Source organism: Hwanghaeella sp., from assembly GCF_965227365.1.
Taxonomy (GTDB): Bacteria; Pseudomonadota; Alphaproteobacteria; order UBA8366; family Aestuariispiraceae; genus Hwanghaeella.
Window position 1 is genome coordinate 4,097,318 of the sequence record NZ_OZ245754.1, and the last position, 16,333, is coordinate 4,113,650.

12 protein-coding genes are annotated in these 16,333 nt (G+C 58.9%); 3 read left to right on the forward strand and 9 right to left on the reverse strand.

Features of this window, described 5'->3' with window-relative positions; genetic code table 11:
• Nucleotides 1–9: 9 nt before the first annotated feature.
• From ACQK2G_RS18805 to ACQK2G_RS18830, 6 genes are all read right to left on the reverse strand, one after another.
• Complete coding sequence (locus tag ACQK2G_RS18805; protein ID WP_425406573.1) at nt 10–807, reverse strand: peptidylprolyl isomerase; 798 nt, start codon at nt 805–807, stop codon at nt 10–12.
• Between the two features lie 5 nt (nt 808–812).
• Nucleotides 813–1,544, reverse strand: a complete 732-nt coding sequence (narI, locus tag ACQK2G_RS18810) for a respiratory nitrate reductase subunit gamma (protein ID WP_425406574.1) — start codon at nt 1,542–1,544, stop codon at nt 813–815.
• The gene (gene narJ / locus ACQK2G_RS18815; protein WP_425407669.1) at nt 1,541–2,257 is read right to left on the reverse strand and encodes a nitrate reductase molybdenum cofactor assembly chaperone; all 717 of its coding nucleotides are present in this window, start codon (nt 2,255–2,257) and stop codon (nt 1,541–1,543) included. Before narJ ends, narI begins: the two co-directional genes overlap by 4 nt.
• Nucleotides 2,257–3,780 carry a nitrate reductase subunit beta gene (narH, locus tag ACQK2G_RS18820; protein WP_425406575.1) on the reverse strand — a complete coding sequence of 508 codons (1,524 nt, stop codon included), beginning with the start codon at nt 3,778–3,780 and terminating at the stop codon, nt 2,257–2,259. Before narH ends, narJ begins: the two co-directional genes overlap by 1 nt.
• Nucleotides 3,777–7,517, reverse strand: a complete 3,741-nt coding sequence (locus ACQK2G_RS18825; RefSeq protein ID WP_425406576.1) for a nitrate reductase subunit alpha — start codon at nt 7,515–7,517, stop codon at nt 3,777–3,779. The genes narH and ACQK2G_RS18825 overlap by 4 nt, the downstream gene beginning before the upstream one ends.
• A gap of 68 nt (nt 7,518–7,585) precedes the next feature.
• Nucleotides 7,586–10,306, reverse strand: coding sequence for a nitrate/nitrite transporter (locus tag ACQK2G_RS18830; RefSeq protein WP_425406577.1), 2,721 nt, complete (start codon nt 10,304–10,306; stop codon nt 7,586–7,588).
• Nucleotides 10,307–10,564: 258 nt separating this feature from the next.
• Between ACQK2G_RS18830 and ACQK2G_RS18835 the strand changes: the two genes are divergently transcribed.
• Together ACQK2G_RS18835 and ACQK2G_RS18840 are read left to right on the forward strand one after the other, a co-directional pair.
• Nucleotides 10,565–11,263: a cyclic nucleotide-binding domain-containing protein gene (locus ACQK2G_RS18835; protein WP_425406578.1), complete on the forward strand. Its 699-nt coding sequence runs from the start codon at nt 10,565–10,567 to the stop codon at nt 11,261–11,263.
• Between the two features lie 22 nt (nt 11,264–11,285).
• Entirely contained in the window at nt 11,286–11,597 is a 312-nt protein-coding gene (locus ACQK2G_RS18840; RefSeq protein WP_425406579.1) for a carboxymuconolactone decarboxylase family protein, read from the forward strand.
• A 6-nt stretch (nt 11,598–11,603) separates the two neighbouring features.
• On the opposite strand, the gene ACQK2G_RS18845 is transcribed toward ACQK2G_RS18840, so the two are convergent.
• Both ACQK2G_RS18845 and ACQK2G_RS18850 read right to left on the reverse strand, forming a co-directional pair.
• A complete protein-coding gene (locus ACQK2G_RS18845) occupies nt 11,604–12,827 on the reverse strand; it encodes an NnrS family protein (RefSeq protein WP_425406580.1) in 1,224 nt (407 codons plus the stop codon).
• Between the two features lie 777 nt (nt 12,828–13,604).
• On the reverse strand, nt 13,605–14,501 hold the full coding sequence (locus tag ACQK2G_RS18850) for a TauD/TfdA dioxygenase family protein (protein ID WP_425406581.1): 897 nt from the start codon (nt 14,499–14,501) through the stop codon (nt 13,605–13,607).
• 134 nt (nt 14,502–14,635) lie between these two features.
• Between ACQK2G_RS18850 and ACQK2G_RS18855 the strand changes: the two genes are divergently transcribed.
• Complete coding sequence (locus tag ACQK2G_RS18855) at nt 14,636–15,322, forward strand: helix-turn-helix domain-containing protein (protein ID WP_425406582.1); 687 nt, start codon at nt 14,636–14,638, stop codon at nt 15,320–15,322.
• A gap of 211 nt (nt 15,323–15,533) precedes the next feature.
• Here ACQK2G_RS18855 and ACQK2G_RS18860 read toward each other — a convergent pair whose 3' ends face one another.
• Nucleotides 15,534–16,310 carry a GntR family transcriptional regulator gene (locus ACQK2G_RS18860; protein WP_425406583.1) on the reverse strand — a complete coding sequence of 259 codons (777 nt, stop codon included), beginning with the start codon at nt 16,308–16,310 and terminating at the stop codon, nt 15,534–15,536.
• Nucleotides 16,311–16,333: the final 23 nt, after the last annotated feature.

The window sequence follows — 16,333 nt, forward strand, 5'->3', positions numbered from 1 at the left end:
TACCCCGCGTCACCCGGACGACAGCGGCGCCCCGGTTATGTTGGCCGCCTGGACGAGCCCGCGAACGAATTCGCGTACCGCTTGCGCCCATGCCGCCTTCTCCATGGCAGCCGATATTTTTTCGCGAACAGCATCGAACGGCAGGACCTGTCCCTCCGCCGCTGCTTCCAACCGGATGATGTGAAACCCGAACCGTGTGGCGACAGGCGCGGTGGATATCTGCCCCGGAACCATCGCACGAAGAGATACCTCGAATTCCGGCACCATGTCCCCCGGGCGCATCTGTCCCAGATAGCCGCCAGCAGATTTCGAGGAACAGGCGCTCTCCCGGCCAGCGACCGCCTCGAATTGCGACGGATCGCTCAACAACGTTCGGGTAAACGCGCGGGCCCGTTCGTGCGCCGCGTGCCAACCTTCCTCATCCTCCACATCGCAGGCAATGAGGATATGGGAGACATCCCACAACGGCGGCGACTTGAAACGGTCAGGGTCCTTCTCCCATTCCCGCCGAACCGCCTGCGCGTCGGGCGGACTAACGTCGATTGCTTCGTCAAGCAACTGACGAACCAACGCCTCTTCCTCGGATTCCAACTGACCGGGGGCAACCTCTTGCGGGTCGGGTCGCAGCCCTCTGCGGGCGGCCTCCTGCAACAGCACCGCGCGGACGGCGATCGCGTTCGCGGCCTTCTTCCATGCCGTCCCCGGAACACCTCGAGGGCCGACATGGTTCTGGGTCTCGGCCGCGACAACCGAAAACGGAATGGTCTGCCCATTAACGACGATGTCTTGAAAAAGCTGCGTGCCCATGATCGTCACTCCGCCGGGCCCGCATTCGGACGCGCCGGGAGGCGACGCGACCGGCGTGACCGAACGACCTGATATCCGGGTCGGAGAAGGAACCGCAGCGGCACTGACAACATGTGCACCAGTCGGGTGAACGGGAAGACAAGAAAGATCGTCAGGCCCAGGAACAGGTGCAGCTTGAAGATCAAGGCAACGTCGGCAATGTGGCTCGCCGCATCGGGCTGGAAAGTGAAAATCCCCTGCGCCCAGCTCATGAACTTCACCATTTCATGTCCATCGAGGTGGCCAAGCGATACGAAAACCGTCCCTAAACCAAGCACCAGCTGCGCCAGCAGCAAGGCCAGAATGGCAATGTCGGCGAAGCTCGATGTCCTGCGAATGCGCGGATCGAACCAGCGGCGATGAAACAGCATGGCGCCACCGATCAGCGCCATGACGCCCGCCACCCCGCCCGCTACAACGGCCAGCAACTGCTTTGCCCCGTGGCTGATCCCGATGGCGTCAAAGATCCAGATAGGCGTCAACAGGCCGACCAGATGACCAAAAAAGATAACCAGAACACCAACGTGAAATAGGACGGATCCGACGACCAACTGCTTCCTCCGCAGCAATTGGCTGGAGGAGGACTTCCAGGTGAAAGGGTCCCGTTCATAGCGGGCGATCGAGCCGACCGCGAGCACGGCCAAAGCTATATAGGGGTAAATACCGAACAGGAAGTTATGCATATCGGCCTCCATCATTCAGCCGCAACGCCCGAAACGGGCTTGGGGGTGTCGGAAACGGGTGTATCCATTCGGGCGAGCATGTCGCGGACCTGCGGACATCCTGCATTCGGATCCGGTCCAAACAGGATTTCACTCTCTTCCCAAACCTCGTCGAGTGCATCGAGGTCGTTGGGATCGTCATCCGGCGCTTCCAGCAATTCCGCAACGGCTTGCCGATCGGCTTTCACCTTGGCCAATTGCAAAAGCACCCCGAAAACCGCGCCATAGGAACTATCGCGGCGTGAGAGCCGGGCGTAGATCGCCTCGAAAATATGCGCTGCATCGGCGAGCACATCGCGTGCCTCGGCAGCAGGTCGGGTCGCCAGAAATTCGAGCAGAACCGGCAAATGGTCCGGAAGCTCCGTTGTCGCCGGCTCGAAACCCCCTGCCCTGTAGGTTTCAACCAGCGAGACCATCGCGCCGCCGCGATCCCGACTTTCGCCGTGAACGTGTTCGAACAGGTTGAGCGAAAGCGTCCGAGACCGGTCGAACAGCATCACATAGGCTTCTTCCAGGTCGTAGATGTCCCGTTGCGACAGTTCATCCATCAACGGACGCAGCGCCCTTCTAGCGGCGGCGGTCAGGCGGTGGTCGGCGGCGAGGACGCCGCTAATCTCCGGCATGGCTTGTTGCAGCTCGACGGTCGGATAGCTCAAAACCAGGGACAGTGCTTTCAGGGTGCGGTCCATCACGATACCTCCTGCGGCATTTTGAGCGGCTTCTTTTTGCCGCCGAACAAGGACGTCTGGCTGATGCCGTTGGAACAGCCATTGCCGTCGGTGAAACCGCAGCCGCCGCGCAGGTCGTAGGCTTCCTCGACCTGTTCGCGATGGGTCGTAGGAATGACGAAGCGGTCTTCGTAATCGGCCAGCGCCATGATTTTGTACATGTCCTCGATCATCGCGCCGGTCAGGCCGACACGCTCGGCGATGCTGGTATCGATCACGCCTTCGATGCTCTTGGAGCGCATATAGGCGCGCATCGCCAGCATGCGTTCCAACGCCTTGACGACCGGCTCCTCGTCGCCTGCGGTCAGCAGGTTGGCGAGGTATTTGACCGGGATGCGCAGGCTACGGACGTCGGGCATGCCGCCATCGGTGCCGATCGCACCGGCTTGCGCCGCATTCTGGATCGGCGATAGCGGCGGGATGTACCAAACCATCGGCAGCGTCCGGTATTCCGGATGCAGCGGGAATGCGACCTTCCAGTCCATCGCCATCTTCCAGATGGGACTTTCCTGAGCCGCTTTGATCCAATCCTCCGGGATACCGTCGGCACGCGCGGCGGCGATTACTGCTGTGTCCTTCGGGTCGAGGAACACATCCAACTGCGACCCGTACAGGTCCGTGGTCTGTTCCGCATTGGCGGCTTCCTCGATCTTGTCCGCGTCATACAGGATGACGCCAATATACCGGATGCGCCCGACGCAGGTTTCCGAGCAAACGGTCGGATTGCCGGATTCGATCCGCGGATAGCACAGCGTGCATTTCTCGGATTTGCCGGTGGACCAGTTGTAATAAACCTTCTTGTAGGGGCAGCCGGACACGCACATCCGCCAGCCGCGGCATTTCTCCTGATCGATCAGGACGATACCGTCTTCCTCCCGCTTGTAGATCGCGCCCGACGGGCAACTCGCAGCGCAGGCCGGGTTCAGGCAGTGTTCGCAGAGCCGGGGGAGATACATCATGAAGGTATTCTCGTATTCCCCGTAGATCTCCTTCTGTACGCCCTCGAAATTATAGTCCTTTGAGCGCTTGGCGAATTCCCCACCCAGGATCTCGTCCCAGTTCGGCCCCTTCTCGATCTTTTCCATCCGCTCGCCGGTGATCTTCGATCGCGGACGCGCCGTCGGGAACGCCTCCATCTCGGGCGCCGACTTCAAGTGGTCGTAGTCGAAATCGAACGGCTCGTAATAGTCGTCGATTTCCGGCAGGTCCGGATTAGCAAAGATGTTCGCAAGGATACGCCATTTCGCGCCCTGCTTGGGCTGCAGCTTGCCGGACTTCGTCCTGACCCAGCCGCCGTTCCAGCGGTCCTGGTTTTCCCAATCCGTGGGATAACCTGTACCGGGCTTGGTTTCGACATTGTTGAACCAAGCGTATTCGACACCGTCGCGGCTGGTCCAGACGTTCTTGCACGTCACCGAGCAGGTATGGCAACCGATGCATTTATCCAAATTGAGGACCATGCCTATTTGCGCGCGTACTCTCATTTTGCGGCCTCCTTCTCGGACGCTTCGCGGTCGAGCCAGTCGACCTTTTGCATTTTCCTGACGATCACGAATTCGTCGCGGTTCGATCCTACGGTTCCGTAGTAGTTGAAGCCGTAGGATTGCTGCGCGTATCCGCCGATCATGTGCGTCGGCTTCAAAACCGCGCGCGTGACCGAGTTGTGGATACCACCCCGCTTGCCGGTCCGTTCCGAACCGGGGGTGTTCACGATCTTTTCCTGGGCGTGATACATGAAGGTCGTTCCGTCCTTCATGCGCTGGGACACCACCGCGCGCGCCGTCAGCGCCCCGTTGGTGTTGTAAAGCTCGACCCAGTCGTTATCGGCAATGCCGGCCTTGCGGGCGTCGTTCTCGCTGATCCAGATTACCGGCCCGCCGCGGTTCAACGTCAGCATCAGCAGGTTGTCGGTATAGGTCGAGTGGATGCCCCATTTCTGGTGCGGCGTAATGAAGTTCAGCACAACATGGGGCGACCCTTCCTTGGCATCGCGGTTCACCTCTTCGGTGATCGTCTTCAAGTCTACCGGCGGGCGGTAGGACATGAAGCCTTCGCCGAAGGCCCGCATCCACAGGTGATCCTGATAGAGCTGCTGGCGGCCGGTCAGCGTGCGCCAGGGTATGAGTTCGTGGACGTTCGTATAGCCGGCGTTGTAGCAGACCTTCTCGCTTTCCAAGCCCGACCAGGTCGGCGAGGAGATGATCTTCCGCGGTTGCGCCGCGATGTCCCGGAACCGGATCTTCTCGTCTTCCTTGGGAACGGCGAGATGGGTGTGATCCCGCCCGGTCGCCTTGCTGAGCGCATCCCAGGCCTTCACGGCGACCTCGCCGTTGGTTTCCGGGGCGAGCATCAGAATGACCTCGGTCGCATCGATGTCGCTGACGATCTTCGGGCATCCCTTGGCCGGCCCGCCTTCCCAGGCGCCGTTCAGGTCCCGTAGGGCCTGAACCTCGTGCTCGGTATTCCAGGTTATACCTTTCCCACCGTTGCCGACCTTGTCCATCAGCGGACCGAGGGCGACGAACCGGTCGTAGATCGCCGTGTAATCGCGTTCCACGGGTATGTAGTTCGGCGCCGTCTTGCCGGGGATCAGGTTGCATTCGCCCTTCTTCCAGTCCTTCACCTGGTCCTGGGCGATTTCCGCCGGGGTGTCGTGCAGGATCGGCAGCGCGACGATGTCGGTTTCCTTGCCCAGGATTTCCGGCGCGACTTCCTGGAACTTCTTGGCAATGGCCTTGAAGATTTCCCAGTCCGACTTGCTTTCATAAGCCGGATCCACCGCCGCCTGCAGCGGGTGGATGAACGGATGCATGTCCGACGTGTTGAGGTCGTTCTTCTCGTACCAGCTGGCCGTAGGCAGGACGATGTCCGAATAGACCGCCGTCGTGCTCATCCGGAAGTCGATCGTGACCAGTAGGTCGAGCTTTCCGCGCGGCGCGTCCTTGTGCCATTTGGCTTCCTTCGGCAGGCGATGGCCTTCCTCTTCAAGGTCGCCACCCAGCACGCTGTTGTCGGTGCCGAGCAAGTGACGCAGGAAGTACTCATGCCCCTTGCCGGACGACCCCAGCAGGTTCGACCGCCAGACGAAGAGATTCCGCGGCCAGTTTTCCGGCGCGTCGGGGTCCTGGCAGGACATTTCCAACTCGCCGGACGTCAACTGTTCCGTGACATAGGCCGGGACTTCCTTGCCTGCCGCCTTCGCCGCCTTGGCGACCTCCAGCGGGTTCGTCTTCAACTGCGGCGCGGAGGGCAGCCACCCCATCCGCTCGGCGCGGATGTTGTAGTCGATCAGGTTGATGTCCCAATCGCCTTCCGGCGCCGTCGGCGACAGGATCTCGCCGGCGGTCAGGGTCTCGTACCGCCATTGATCCGTATGGGCGTACCAGGCGGAGGTGGAGTTCATGTGCCTCGGCGGCCGGCCCCAGTCCAGCGCGAAGGCGAGCGGTTGCCAGCCGGTCTGCGGGCGCAACTTCTCCTGCCCCACATAATGCGCCCAGCCGCCACCGGACTGCCCCACGCAGCCGCACATCACCAGCATGTTGATGACGCCGCGGTAGTTCATGTCCATGTGGTACCAGTGGTTCATCGCCGCGCCGATGATGACCATCGACTTGCCGTTGGTCTTCTCGGCATTGGAGGCGAATTCCCGCGCGACATGGATGATCTTCTGCGCGTCGACGCCGGTGATCTTTTCGGCCCAGGCGGGCGTGCCAGGCATGTCCTGACCGTAGTCTTCAGTCACCCACTCGCCGCCCAACCCACGATCCAAGCCATAGTTGGCGCAGAACAGATCAAAGACCGTGGCAACGAGTTCCTCGCCCTCGGCGCTCTTGATCCGCTTCACGGGAACGTTCCGGGTCAGCACGTTGGGGAAGGCGTGATCGGCCGCGAAAGCCTCGGTCGCCGCGCCACCGAAGTAAGGAAAGTCCACACTGATGACGTCGTCGTGGTCTTCATCCATGATCAGTGACATCTTGAGTTTGGTTTCCGAGGCCGCCGCGCGTTCCTCCAGATTCCACTCTCCCGCCTCCCCCCAGCGGTATCCAATCGATCCATTGGGCGAGACCAAGCTGCCGCTGTTTTCATCGTAAGCGACGGTTTTCCAGGCCGGGTTGTTTTCTTCCCCCAGCTTGTCGTCGAGATCATCGGCGCGCAGGAAGCGGCCCGGAACGTATTGACCGTCCTTCTCCTCCAATCTGACGAGCATCGGGAAGTCCGAGTATTTCCGGCAATATTCCTCGAAATACGGCACTTGGCGATTCAAGTGGAACTCCCGCAGGATGACATGGCCAAAGGCCATGGCGAGCGCCGCATCCGTTCCCTGCTTCGCATTCAGCCAAACATCGCCGAATTTGGCGGCCTCCGAATAGTCTGGGCAGATAACGGCCGACTTCGTCCCCTTGTAGCGGGCTTCGGTATAGAAATGCGCATCTGGCGTGCGCGTCTGGGGGACGTTGGAACCCCACAGAATCAGATAGCCAGCATTGTACCAATCTGCGGATTCCGGCACGTCCGTTTGCTCGCCCCAGGTCATGGGCGAGGCCGGCGGCAGGTCACAATACCAGTCGTAGAAGCTCATGCAGACGCCGCCAAGCAGGCTGAGATAGCGTGATCCCGCGGCGTAACTGACCATCGACATGGCCGGGATCGGGGAAAAGCCGAAGACACGATCCGGACCGTATTTCTTGACGGTATAGGCGTTGGCGGCGGCAACGATCTCCGTTGCCTCATCCCAACTCGCCCGAACCAAGCCGCCTTTGCCGCGCGTTTCCACATAACTGGCGCGCAGGATCGGGTCGTTCTGCAGCGTCGTCCAAGCTTCGATCGGGCTCATGGTTTCCCGCAGCCGCCGCCATGCCTTCATCAGGCGCCCGCGCACCAGCGGGTTCTTCACACGGTTAGCACTGTAGAGATACCAGCTGTAACTGGCGCCTCGGGCGCAGCCGCGCGGTTCATGGTTCGGCAGATCGGGCCGGGTTCGCGGATAGTCCGTCTGCTGCGTTTCCCAAGTCACGATCCCGGATTTGACGTAGATTTTCCATGAGCATGATCCGGTGCAGTTCACACCGTGGGTCGAGCGAACGATCTTATCGTGGCGCCAACGGTTCCTATAGGTGTCCTCCCAGTCGCGGTTCTCGCGCGTGACCTGTCCATGTCCGTTCGAGAACTGCTCCAACTCCTTTGACTGGAGGAAGTTCAATCTATCGAGCAGATGGCTCATTGTACTGTCCTTTCCTTAAGTCGGCTTCCGGGCGGCGCCGTCGGCCGCCCGACTTGCTGTTTCAGGCGTCAGACTGGCTGCCGGACGGCCTTGTCGACTGTTTGTCGGTGTTCCAGACCGTGCAGGAGCGCTCCCGGCCGGGTGTAATAGAACCAAGTGATCACCAGGCAGATCGCGTAGAAGACCAGGAAGCCCCACAGGGCACCGACGGGTGACCCAGTGAGCGCGATCGAGGTGCCGTAGGCCTTCGGAATGAAGAAGGCTCCATAGGCGGCGATGGCACTCGTAAAGGCGATGATCGCGGCGCTTTCCCGTTCCGCCTGGCGGCGTTGGGCATTGCCCTCAAGCTCAGGCATCAGGCGCGGCACCTCACGGCCCATGATCGCGGGGATCATTTGGAACGTGGAAGCATTACCGATCCCGGTCAGCAGGAAGAGCGTCATGAAAGCGGCAAAGAACCCCATGAAGCTGCCGGCGCCTAGTGAAGCGATAACCCCGAACACGGCGGCAATCATTCCCGCAAAGGTCCAGAAGGTAACCCGCCCGCCGCCGAAGCGGTCGCTGATCCACCCGGTGCCTGCCCGGCTGAGCGCGCCGACCAGCGGCCCCAGGAACACGTATTGCAGCGCATTCACTTCCGGGAAGGCCAGTTTCGTCAGCAGCGGGAAGCCGGCCGAATAACCGATGAAGCTGCCGAAGGTACCGGTATAGAGGATGCACATCAGCCAGTTGTGCTTACGGCTGAAAATGATCGCCTGTTCGCGGAAGCTGGCCTTGGCGTCGGCGATATCGTTCATCCCCAACCAAGCCGCCACCGTGGCAATCACAATGAACGGCACCCAGACGAAGCCAGCATTCTGGACCCAGAGTTCACCGCCATCCGCAAGATTCTGCGACGTTCCGCCCATCGCACCGAAGACGCCGATGGTGATGACGATCGGGACCAGGAATTGCATGACCGACACGCCCAGATTTCCAAGACCGGCGTTCAACGCGAGCGCGTTGCCCTTTTCCGCCTTCGGGAAGAAGAACGCGATATTGGCCATGGAGGAGGCGAAGTTTCCGCCGCCGAAGCCGCAAAGCAGAGCCAGGGTCAGAAAGATCAGATACGGCGTTTCCGGATTCTGTACTGCATAGCCGATACCCACTGCCGGTAACAGCAGGCTTGCCGTCGACAGAGTCGTCCACAACCGGCCGCCGAATATCGGCACCATGAAGCTGTAGAAAATCCGCAAGGTCGCGCCAGACAGCCCAGGCAGGGCCGCCAGCCAGAAAAGCTGCCCTGTGGAGAAATCGAATCCAATCGCCGGCAGGCGGGCAACCACCATCGACCATACCATCCAGACCGAAAAGGCGAGCAGCAGCGCGGGTATGGATATCCACAGATTGCGGCGCGCGATCCTGCGTCCCTTCTCCGCCCAGAATGCCTGGTCTTCCGGTCGCCAGTCTTCCAGAACGCGCGGCATGTCGGTTCGGCCCGGCACATGGATGTCCTGCAACTCCGGCACGGTCGGCAATTCATCCAACGCCTTCCCATGAACCGCTCGTTCCATGGCGCGGATCGACAAATGCATCCAGATCAGCGCGAGAGCGACAAGGCCGAAGAGAATGGCGAAGCATGACGTGTAGATGCCCGTCAGATCGAGGGCCGCACCGAAAATGATCGGCAGGATGAAACCGCCGAGACCGCCGATCATGCCCACGAGCCCCCCGACGGCCCCCACGTTCTTGGGATAATAAACGGGGATATGTTTGAAGACCGCCGCCTTGCCCAGGCTCATGAAAAATCCCAGCGCGAACAGGGTGGCGACAAAAGGCCAAAGGCCCATCGAGGTCGAGAAGGCAATCGGCCCGTCTTTCCCGTGAATAATGTAGTCCGTCGGCGGATAAGACAGCATGAAGAGGAATATCAGGGCAAAACCGAAGGTCCAGTACATGACAGCGCGCGCACCGAACTTGTCGCTAAGATGTCCGCCGTAAGCGCGAAACAGGGAAGCGGAGAGACTGAATGAAGCCGCCGCCATACCAGCCGTTTTCACATCGATGCCATAGACTTCAATGAGGTAATGCGGCATCCACAAGGCAAGCGCCACGAATGCGCCGAACACAAAGAAATAGTAAAGTGAGAAACGCCAAACCTGGATGTTCTTCAAAGGTGCGAACTGTTCCGCCAGATTTGGAGCGCGGATGCCTTTGGCGCGGCGCTCCACAAGTTCCGGATCGTCCTTCGCGAAGAGAAAGAAGAGCACTGCGATAACGGCGAGACCTGCGGCCCAGACATTGCTGACACCATGCCAACCGAAAGCGACCATCACGAATGGCGCCACGAACTTGGTCACAGCCGCGCCGACATTACCGGCACCAAAAATCCCTAGGGCCGTGCCCTGATGGTCGGCATCGTACCAACGGCTGACATAAGCCACGCCGATGATGAAAGATCCGCCGGCAAGGCCGATACCGAGCGCGGCTATCAGGTACATCACGTAGCTGTCCGCAAGCGTAAGCGCCCAGGTCGCCAATGCCGTAAGAAGCATTTGTCCCGTAAAGACCAGACGCCCGCCGTACCGTTCGGTCCAAACACCGAGGAACAACCGTGTGATCGAACCGGTCAGGATCGGAGTAGCAACGAGCAGGCCGAACTGGGATTCCGTGAGGCCCAGTTCCTCTTTGATCGCGACACCGATGATTGAGAAAATTGTCCAGACAGCGAAACATGCCGTGAAGGCGATGGTGCTGAGACCCAACGCTTTTCGCTGGTCCGAACGAGTGACTCCGCCGAGTGTATGCATCTTATCCCCCGTACAATGGTACGTTCTGGAGCATCGACCGCTCCTGGGAATACACACTCGGCGCCTAGCATGAATGCCGCTTGATCCAGATCAAGAAACCAAAGAAATTCCTGTAAAATAAATCAGTTACGGAAATCTTTCGGCCATTCGATTGAGTAACTTGAATGTGACAAACGATGAAGGTCAACCCAAACATTGACATTTATCAAATCAGTCGATGATATTTTTCAGTGACTGGAAATGAGGCGGCACGCGGCGATGTTGGACAACGGCTTTCCAGAGATACGGCAACTTGATCTGTTTGCCGCGATGGACGAAGGAAAATTTCAGGCGTTGATGCGTGGCGCATATGTACAGAACTTTCCGCCGCAAATCGAAATGATCACCGAAGGGGACACCAGCGATTTTCTCCATATCGTCCTGACGGGATCCGTGGAACTCTACGCTACATGGAACGGGCGTGAGACGAGCATGTCTCTGGTTTATCCCGTGTCGACTTTCATCTTGGCGGCCACGATCAAGGACGCTCCCTACCTGATGTCCGCACGGACATTGGAGAAAAGCCGGATCGTGCTGATTCCCAGCCAGGATGTACGCTCGGTCTTTGACACCGACGCGAACTTCGCCCGGGCCATTGTAACCGAACTGGCGAAACGGTACCGGTCCGTCATTAAGTCGAAGAAGGATCTGAAGCTGAGGACATCCCTCGAACGGCTTGCGAACTATTTGCTGGTACAGCAGCGGGAATCGGATGGCGTTCAGAGCTATGAACTGCCGACGGAAAAACGCCGGCTGGCCTCACTCTTGGGCATGACCCCGGAGAATCTCAGCCGTGCTTTCAAGGCGCTGCAACCTTATGGCGTCTCCGTTGACGGTAATCTGATCACGATCGGCGACCAGGCCGATCTTGAGAAGTTCGCAAAGCCCAGTTCTTTGATAGACGATCACACAACCTGAAGGCAGGGAGGAGGAAGACGCAATGAATAGAACCATGCCCGGCGCCGCAGGCGATCTAGCCGAGACCTATCCGGATGTCTGGAAAGGTTACTCCGCACTTGGCGAAGCCGTTGCCGGAGCCGGCCCGTTAACCGAAAGCGAACGTCGTCTGGTAAAACTCGCGCTTTCCATCGGGGCCGGTTCGGAAGGTGCCGTCCATTCCCATACACGGCGGGCCAAAGCAGAAGGGATAGAGATGGCTGCGCTGATGCAGGTTGCCCTGCTTTCAATCGGCCCTCTCGGTCTGCCGCGTGCAGTCGCCGCAAAGACCTGGATCGAGGATATAAAGGATTAGCGGCGGTTAGGCCCCACTCCCTTTCTCGTGATGCGGGCGGCACAAAGCCGGGCCGTATAAGACGGCGAAACCGCCGAAAGCGGCGATCCATCCGGCTGCCGATATCATATAGAGGTAGTCGGGCGCCACTGGGAGCCAGTCGACCAACGCCCTAGACACCGCTGCGGCAACTACGCACATATAAAGCACGGTCGTGCCAGTCGTCGCCGTCAGAGGCTGACCAGTATGCCCCTGTGTCGCCCGGGTCATCACGGCAAGAACCATGATGCCCACGGCCCCTGCCATCCATAGATGTTGCGCCGCCGCCGGTCCGATCCGGGTTCCCACACTGTCCGGCCAAATCAGAGCCGCGCCCAAGGCCAAAGCCCCGAGCGGCAGGAAGCCAAAACCGACATGGAGAATCCAGACGAGCGGTTCCCCCGCGGTCTGAAATCCTTGCCAACGCACCAAGCGGAAGGCCTGCAGCACACCCGCGATGAAGAGCGCCATCCCGGCAATACGCGCATCCGGCCATACGACCCACATCGACAATGCTGCCACCAGAACTGCTAATGACAGGACGTCATAGCGGGCCATCGGCGGCGCGGGAAGCCGGTTGCCGCCTTGCTTGATCAGCCAGTTCCGGGTGAAAGAGGGCACGATCCGCCCTCCGATCAACGCGATCAATATGATCGCGGTACCGAGTCCGAGCCGCATCCCATAACCTTGCGCCGCGTATTCCCCTGACGCAGCTTCCCAGTGAAAAACCGCGTTGCCCACCGTCATGAGCGCGACCAATGCCAAGACCGGCAGGTTGCGCCAATTGCGGCCGATCGCGACCTCGCGTCCAATCGCCGCCAGCAACAACAACGGCATTGAAAGATCAATCACGGCGGCGGCGAGCGGCGGCCATGAAGCCGAGTACGCGATAGCAACGCGACCGAGGCCCCAAAGCCCGAAGAGCAGGGCAAGAGCGTATCCCGCAATGGGCAAGCGCCCCGTCCAGTTCGGAACGGCGGTCAGCAAGAACCCTGCAATGATCGCCCCCAGAAATCCGAACAAAAGCTCATGCGCATGCCAGGAGACCGGATCGAATGCCGTCGGCACGACCACATGCCCTTCCAGCATGCCGATCCACAAAAGCATCGCCACCGCGGCAAAGACCGCGCCTCCCAGAAAGAAAGGACGGAACCCGTAGCTGAACAAGGCTGGCCCAGTCCATTCACGGACCGTATTCATTGATCCAGACATGTCGGTTTGACTCGCTACCCACGACGGTTCCGCGCCTAAATGACCAAGAACCGTGGCCTAGTTAACCCCCCATGCGGTACCGACGCTTTTCCCAAGGCGGAACCGCCGAACACGGATAATAGGATGTTGTCGATTTTCGATACGCACAAGTCGGTCGCCGAGGCATTGATGTGACGCAGCCATTCATTGTGTTCTTTCAATCTTCTCGTGACACAAGGCGACTCCCTCTCTTTCTCATCGACAACCGTCGTCACTTTGCCCACGAAGATCTCTTTGAAGTTCATCAAGGAACGAAGAGTTCCTGCAAGTTAGTCTTCCCGCGCTCAGCCTGCCTGTCCGACCAGCGATGGATTTGCATCATCCGCACCGTATGTTTTGGAACCCTAGGACTGGCTATGAGAGTCGAGAAGTAATGAGCTAAGAGCAACGTTGAGGTCCGAGGGTCGACCTGGCCGATCTGTCGGCCAATTTTTTACTCCAGGCGAGGATTTTAAGACGCTCATCCATGGTGTCACACTCCTTCCAAGGCACCTCCGCTCTCTTTGCAAAGGCCCTATTGTGTAACCCGTGTGTCCAGTATGAAGTGTCACCTATCTCTCGGGAAGGACACAATGGGTTAGAGATATAAGGGTCAGCGATTTTACAATACATTCGGGCTAGGGCCATAGCTGCAACGCATATTCAGCGGACATCACCTTGATGTCGGCCGCGTTCCGCCGTCAGCATTCATGGGCCAGGGTGAGGTGATTGGGATCCCCTTCGCCCTCAGTGTACCGGTCAGTAGGGTGCCTCGCCCACGATTGTGCAACGGCGCATGACCCGCTTCGTGTTGGCAGTGTCGTAGGCCGTGGCCCTATGAAGCAGGCAACGATTATCCCAAACCATGCATTGGCGTGGCCGCCAACGGTGTCGATAAATACGATCTTCCGGCGTGGCCATGGCATTCAGCGTTTCGATCAGTTCACGGCCGGCCTCGTAGTCCATTCCCTCGATGCTCTCCGCATGATCGCCGAGGAAGATCGCGTTGCGGCCGGTTTCCGGATGGGTTCGGACGACCGGGTGGGCGACAGGTGGGATCTTGTTTCGTTGTGCGTCGGTCAAGGGATCTTCCCCGTGTCTGCGCGTCCTGGAGAAATCGAGGTTATGGACCGCTTTCAGTCCCGCGATCCGATCTTTCCAATCCTGTTCCAGAGTGTCCCAAGCGTTGTACATGTTGGCGAAATGGGTTTCTCCGCCGTTGTCAGGAACAATCTCGGAATACATCATCGTGGCTTGGCCCGTTCTGGGTTTCCACGATCCGTCGGTGTGCCAATGCATGGTGCCCTTGTCCGGATGCGCGCCGGTCGGATTTCCATCGCTGTCCAGATTTGTCAGGAAGTATATTTCCGGATAGCGGCCGCCATAGGCGTGATATTGATCCATAACGTGGATCTGGACCTCACCGAATTTCCGGGCAAAGGCGACTTGTGTTTCCGGCGGCAGGTCCACGTCATCGAACAGGATCAACTGGTGCTGCAGGAAAACTTGGTAGATTTGTGGAAACACGTCTGGCCCAACGGCTTCCTCCATAGTGATACCGACAATTTCCACGCCCAACGCGTCGGATAATGGACGTGTGGTGAACGGCCTGTTTGCGGGCACGTCGTCAGCTACGGATACGTCAAATGAAGCCATCTTTGGGATATCCTCGTTGCGTGGGATATCTGCCAGGCTACAGCGGCGGCTATAGGCCGAGCAGGTTCCCGCACAAAGTGTAACCGCACCGAATTTGAAATCAATATTCCCATTAAGCGGTCGTGACTTGGGCTGTGATACAGCCACTCCTGGAGTCTGCAAAACCAGCCTGCGAAACCAATCTGCTCGCCAGCGCTGCGCGTAATCAGCCGGACATGAGGACGTCGAAAACCGCGGATTTCTGCGAACCTTTGGCTGAACACTTCCTGCAGGGTTTCTCCGCCCCGACTAAAAAATGCCGTTCAAAATGTGCGGCCACCGCGGAGGTCCTGTTACTGCAGAACGAGGCTAGATCCATGCGCATGACTCATGACGAAGCCCAGAAGCAGTCCAGCACCCGCATCGAAGCTTTGCAAGACCGCCTGATCAAATACGCGAATGAAGAGAACGCCGGCACTCATGAGCCCCTGGCCCCAGCCGAAGACCGTTTCATTATTTGGACGCGGGAACAGATTCATGCCCGAATCGCGGATCAGAATTTCGGCGTCCGCGAACTATCCGCAGCCCTGGGAACCAGCGAAAAGACATTGGGGCGGCGGTTGAAGCAGTCTCTGGGCATGACTCCGGTTGCTTTCATTCGTCAGGAACGCCTGAACCGCGCCAGGGATCTGATCCTCGTTCGCCAATATAATACAGTCGCTGAAACAGCCCATGCGGTTGGTTTCTCCAGTACAGGACATTTCGCGAAACTATATCGCGAGGCATTCGGTGAGACACCAAATGCAACCCTCAGGGCAGCAATACGCGCAACCCAGGAATAGAGGTGTTCTTCCAGCCGCTCTCGACGACGATGGCTTTCGAGTATTCGGACCCAGTTACACGCCCAACCGTGAACTTCCTGCATTCGTGTTGAATGCGCCTCCGTATTCCTCCCGCCGCCTTATTCGGATCGCCGGGAATGCCTTTCCGCCATTCTTCGCCGAGACAGGTGCTGTACCGATGCTCGCGATAACCGGCGACACAGGGCAATGACTACTCTTGGCTTGTCAGATCCAACTCGACTTCACAGGCCAGACGATCACTTCGGTGTATCGTTGTACCCATCATCACGGCTTGTCCTGCTTCGTCATAATAACGCATGGCGCGCTGCATCATCGGGTCTGTGGGGTTGACGACCAACAGGGTCGCGAGTTCCGGGCCGGCTAAGCGCGCGGTCATCGTCCAACGAGCCCGAACGATCAAAATAGCCTTGCGTAGTCTGGCAATTATTGAATCTTTTGCGGTCATCTCGTTGAAACCCGCCTTACGGGCTAGCGAAATCGGCATCACGCGTTCATCGAGGGCCGCCGGACTTCCGCCAACCTCGCGGACTCGTCTTAGGACCAAAACCTTTTCCCGTGCCTTTCCCTGCATTTCCAGTGGCAAAGTGGAAACCTCTTCCTCGGTCGGTTGCCGCTCGGTCACGGAGAGGACCGTTGCGGTCATCATCTTTCCGGCTTGCGCATATTGCTGATCGATGTCCAAGGCGGGGGTAAGGCGCTCTACGAAAGCACTGTCGGTCACAAAAGTCCCTTGCCCGCGACGGCGTGTGAGAAACCCGCCGCTGACAAGTTCCTCAATCGCCTGCCTTATCGTCATTTTTGAGACACCGAAACGCTGGGTGAGTTCCATCTCCGTCGGGAAGCGGCGATCCGCTTCCGGCCATGCCAGAATTTCGCTCATCAGCTGCTGCCGAATCTGAAGGAACAAAGGCAGTGGTGACGCACGATCCAGCACCGTTTCTTCCGGCATTTTTGATTCTGATCCCATACGGGTCGAATTCTCCTATCGAC

Bases quoted from the DNA above. Each gene is read 5' to 3' on its own strand.
- ACQK2G_RS18805 (WP_425406573.1), bottom strand. From the start codon at position 807: ATGGGCACGCAGCTTTTTCAAGACATCGTCGTTAATGGGCAGACCATT.
- narI (WP_425406574.1), bottom strand. From the start codon at position 1,544: ATGATGGAGGCCGATATGCATAACTTCCTGTTCGGTATTTACCCCTAT.
- narJ (WP_425407669.1), bottom strand. From the start codon at position 2,257: ATGGACCGCACCCTGAAAGCACTGTCCCTGGTTTTGAGCTATCCGACC.
- narH (WP_425406575.1), bottom strand. From the start codon at position 3,780: ATGAGAGTACGCGCGCAAATAGGCATGGTCCTCAATTTGGATAAATGC.
- ACQK2G_RS18825 (WP_425406576.1), bottom strand. From the start codon at position 7,517: ATGAGCCATCTGCTCGATAGATTGAACTTCCTCCAGTCAAAGGAGTTG.
- ACQK2G_RS18830 (WP_425406577.1), bottom strand. From the start codon at position 10,306: ATGCATACACTCGGCGGAGTCACTCGTTCGGACCAGCGAAAAGCGTTG.
- ACQK2G_RS18835 (WP_425406578.1), top strand. From the start codon at position 10,565: ATGTTGGACAACGGCTTTCCAGAGATACGGCAACTTGATCTGTTTGCC.
- ACQK2G_RS18840 (WP_425406579.1), top strand. From the start codon at position 11,286: ATGAATAGAACCATGCCCGGCGCCGCAGGCGATCTAGCCGAGACCTAT.
- ACQK2G_RS18845 (WP_425406580.1), bottom strand. From the start codon at position 12,827: ATGTCTGGATCAATGAATACGGTCCGTGAATGGACTGGGCCAGCCTTG.
- ACQK2G_RS18850 (WP_425406581.1), bottom strand. From the start codon at position 14,501: ATGGCTTCATTTGACGTATCCGTAGCTGACGACGTGCCCGCAAACAGG.
- ACQK2G_RS18860 (WP_425406583.1), bottom strand. From the start codon at position 16,310: ATGGGATCAGAATCAAAAATGCCGGAAGAAACGGTGCTGGATCGTGCG.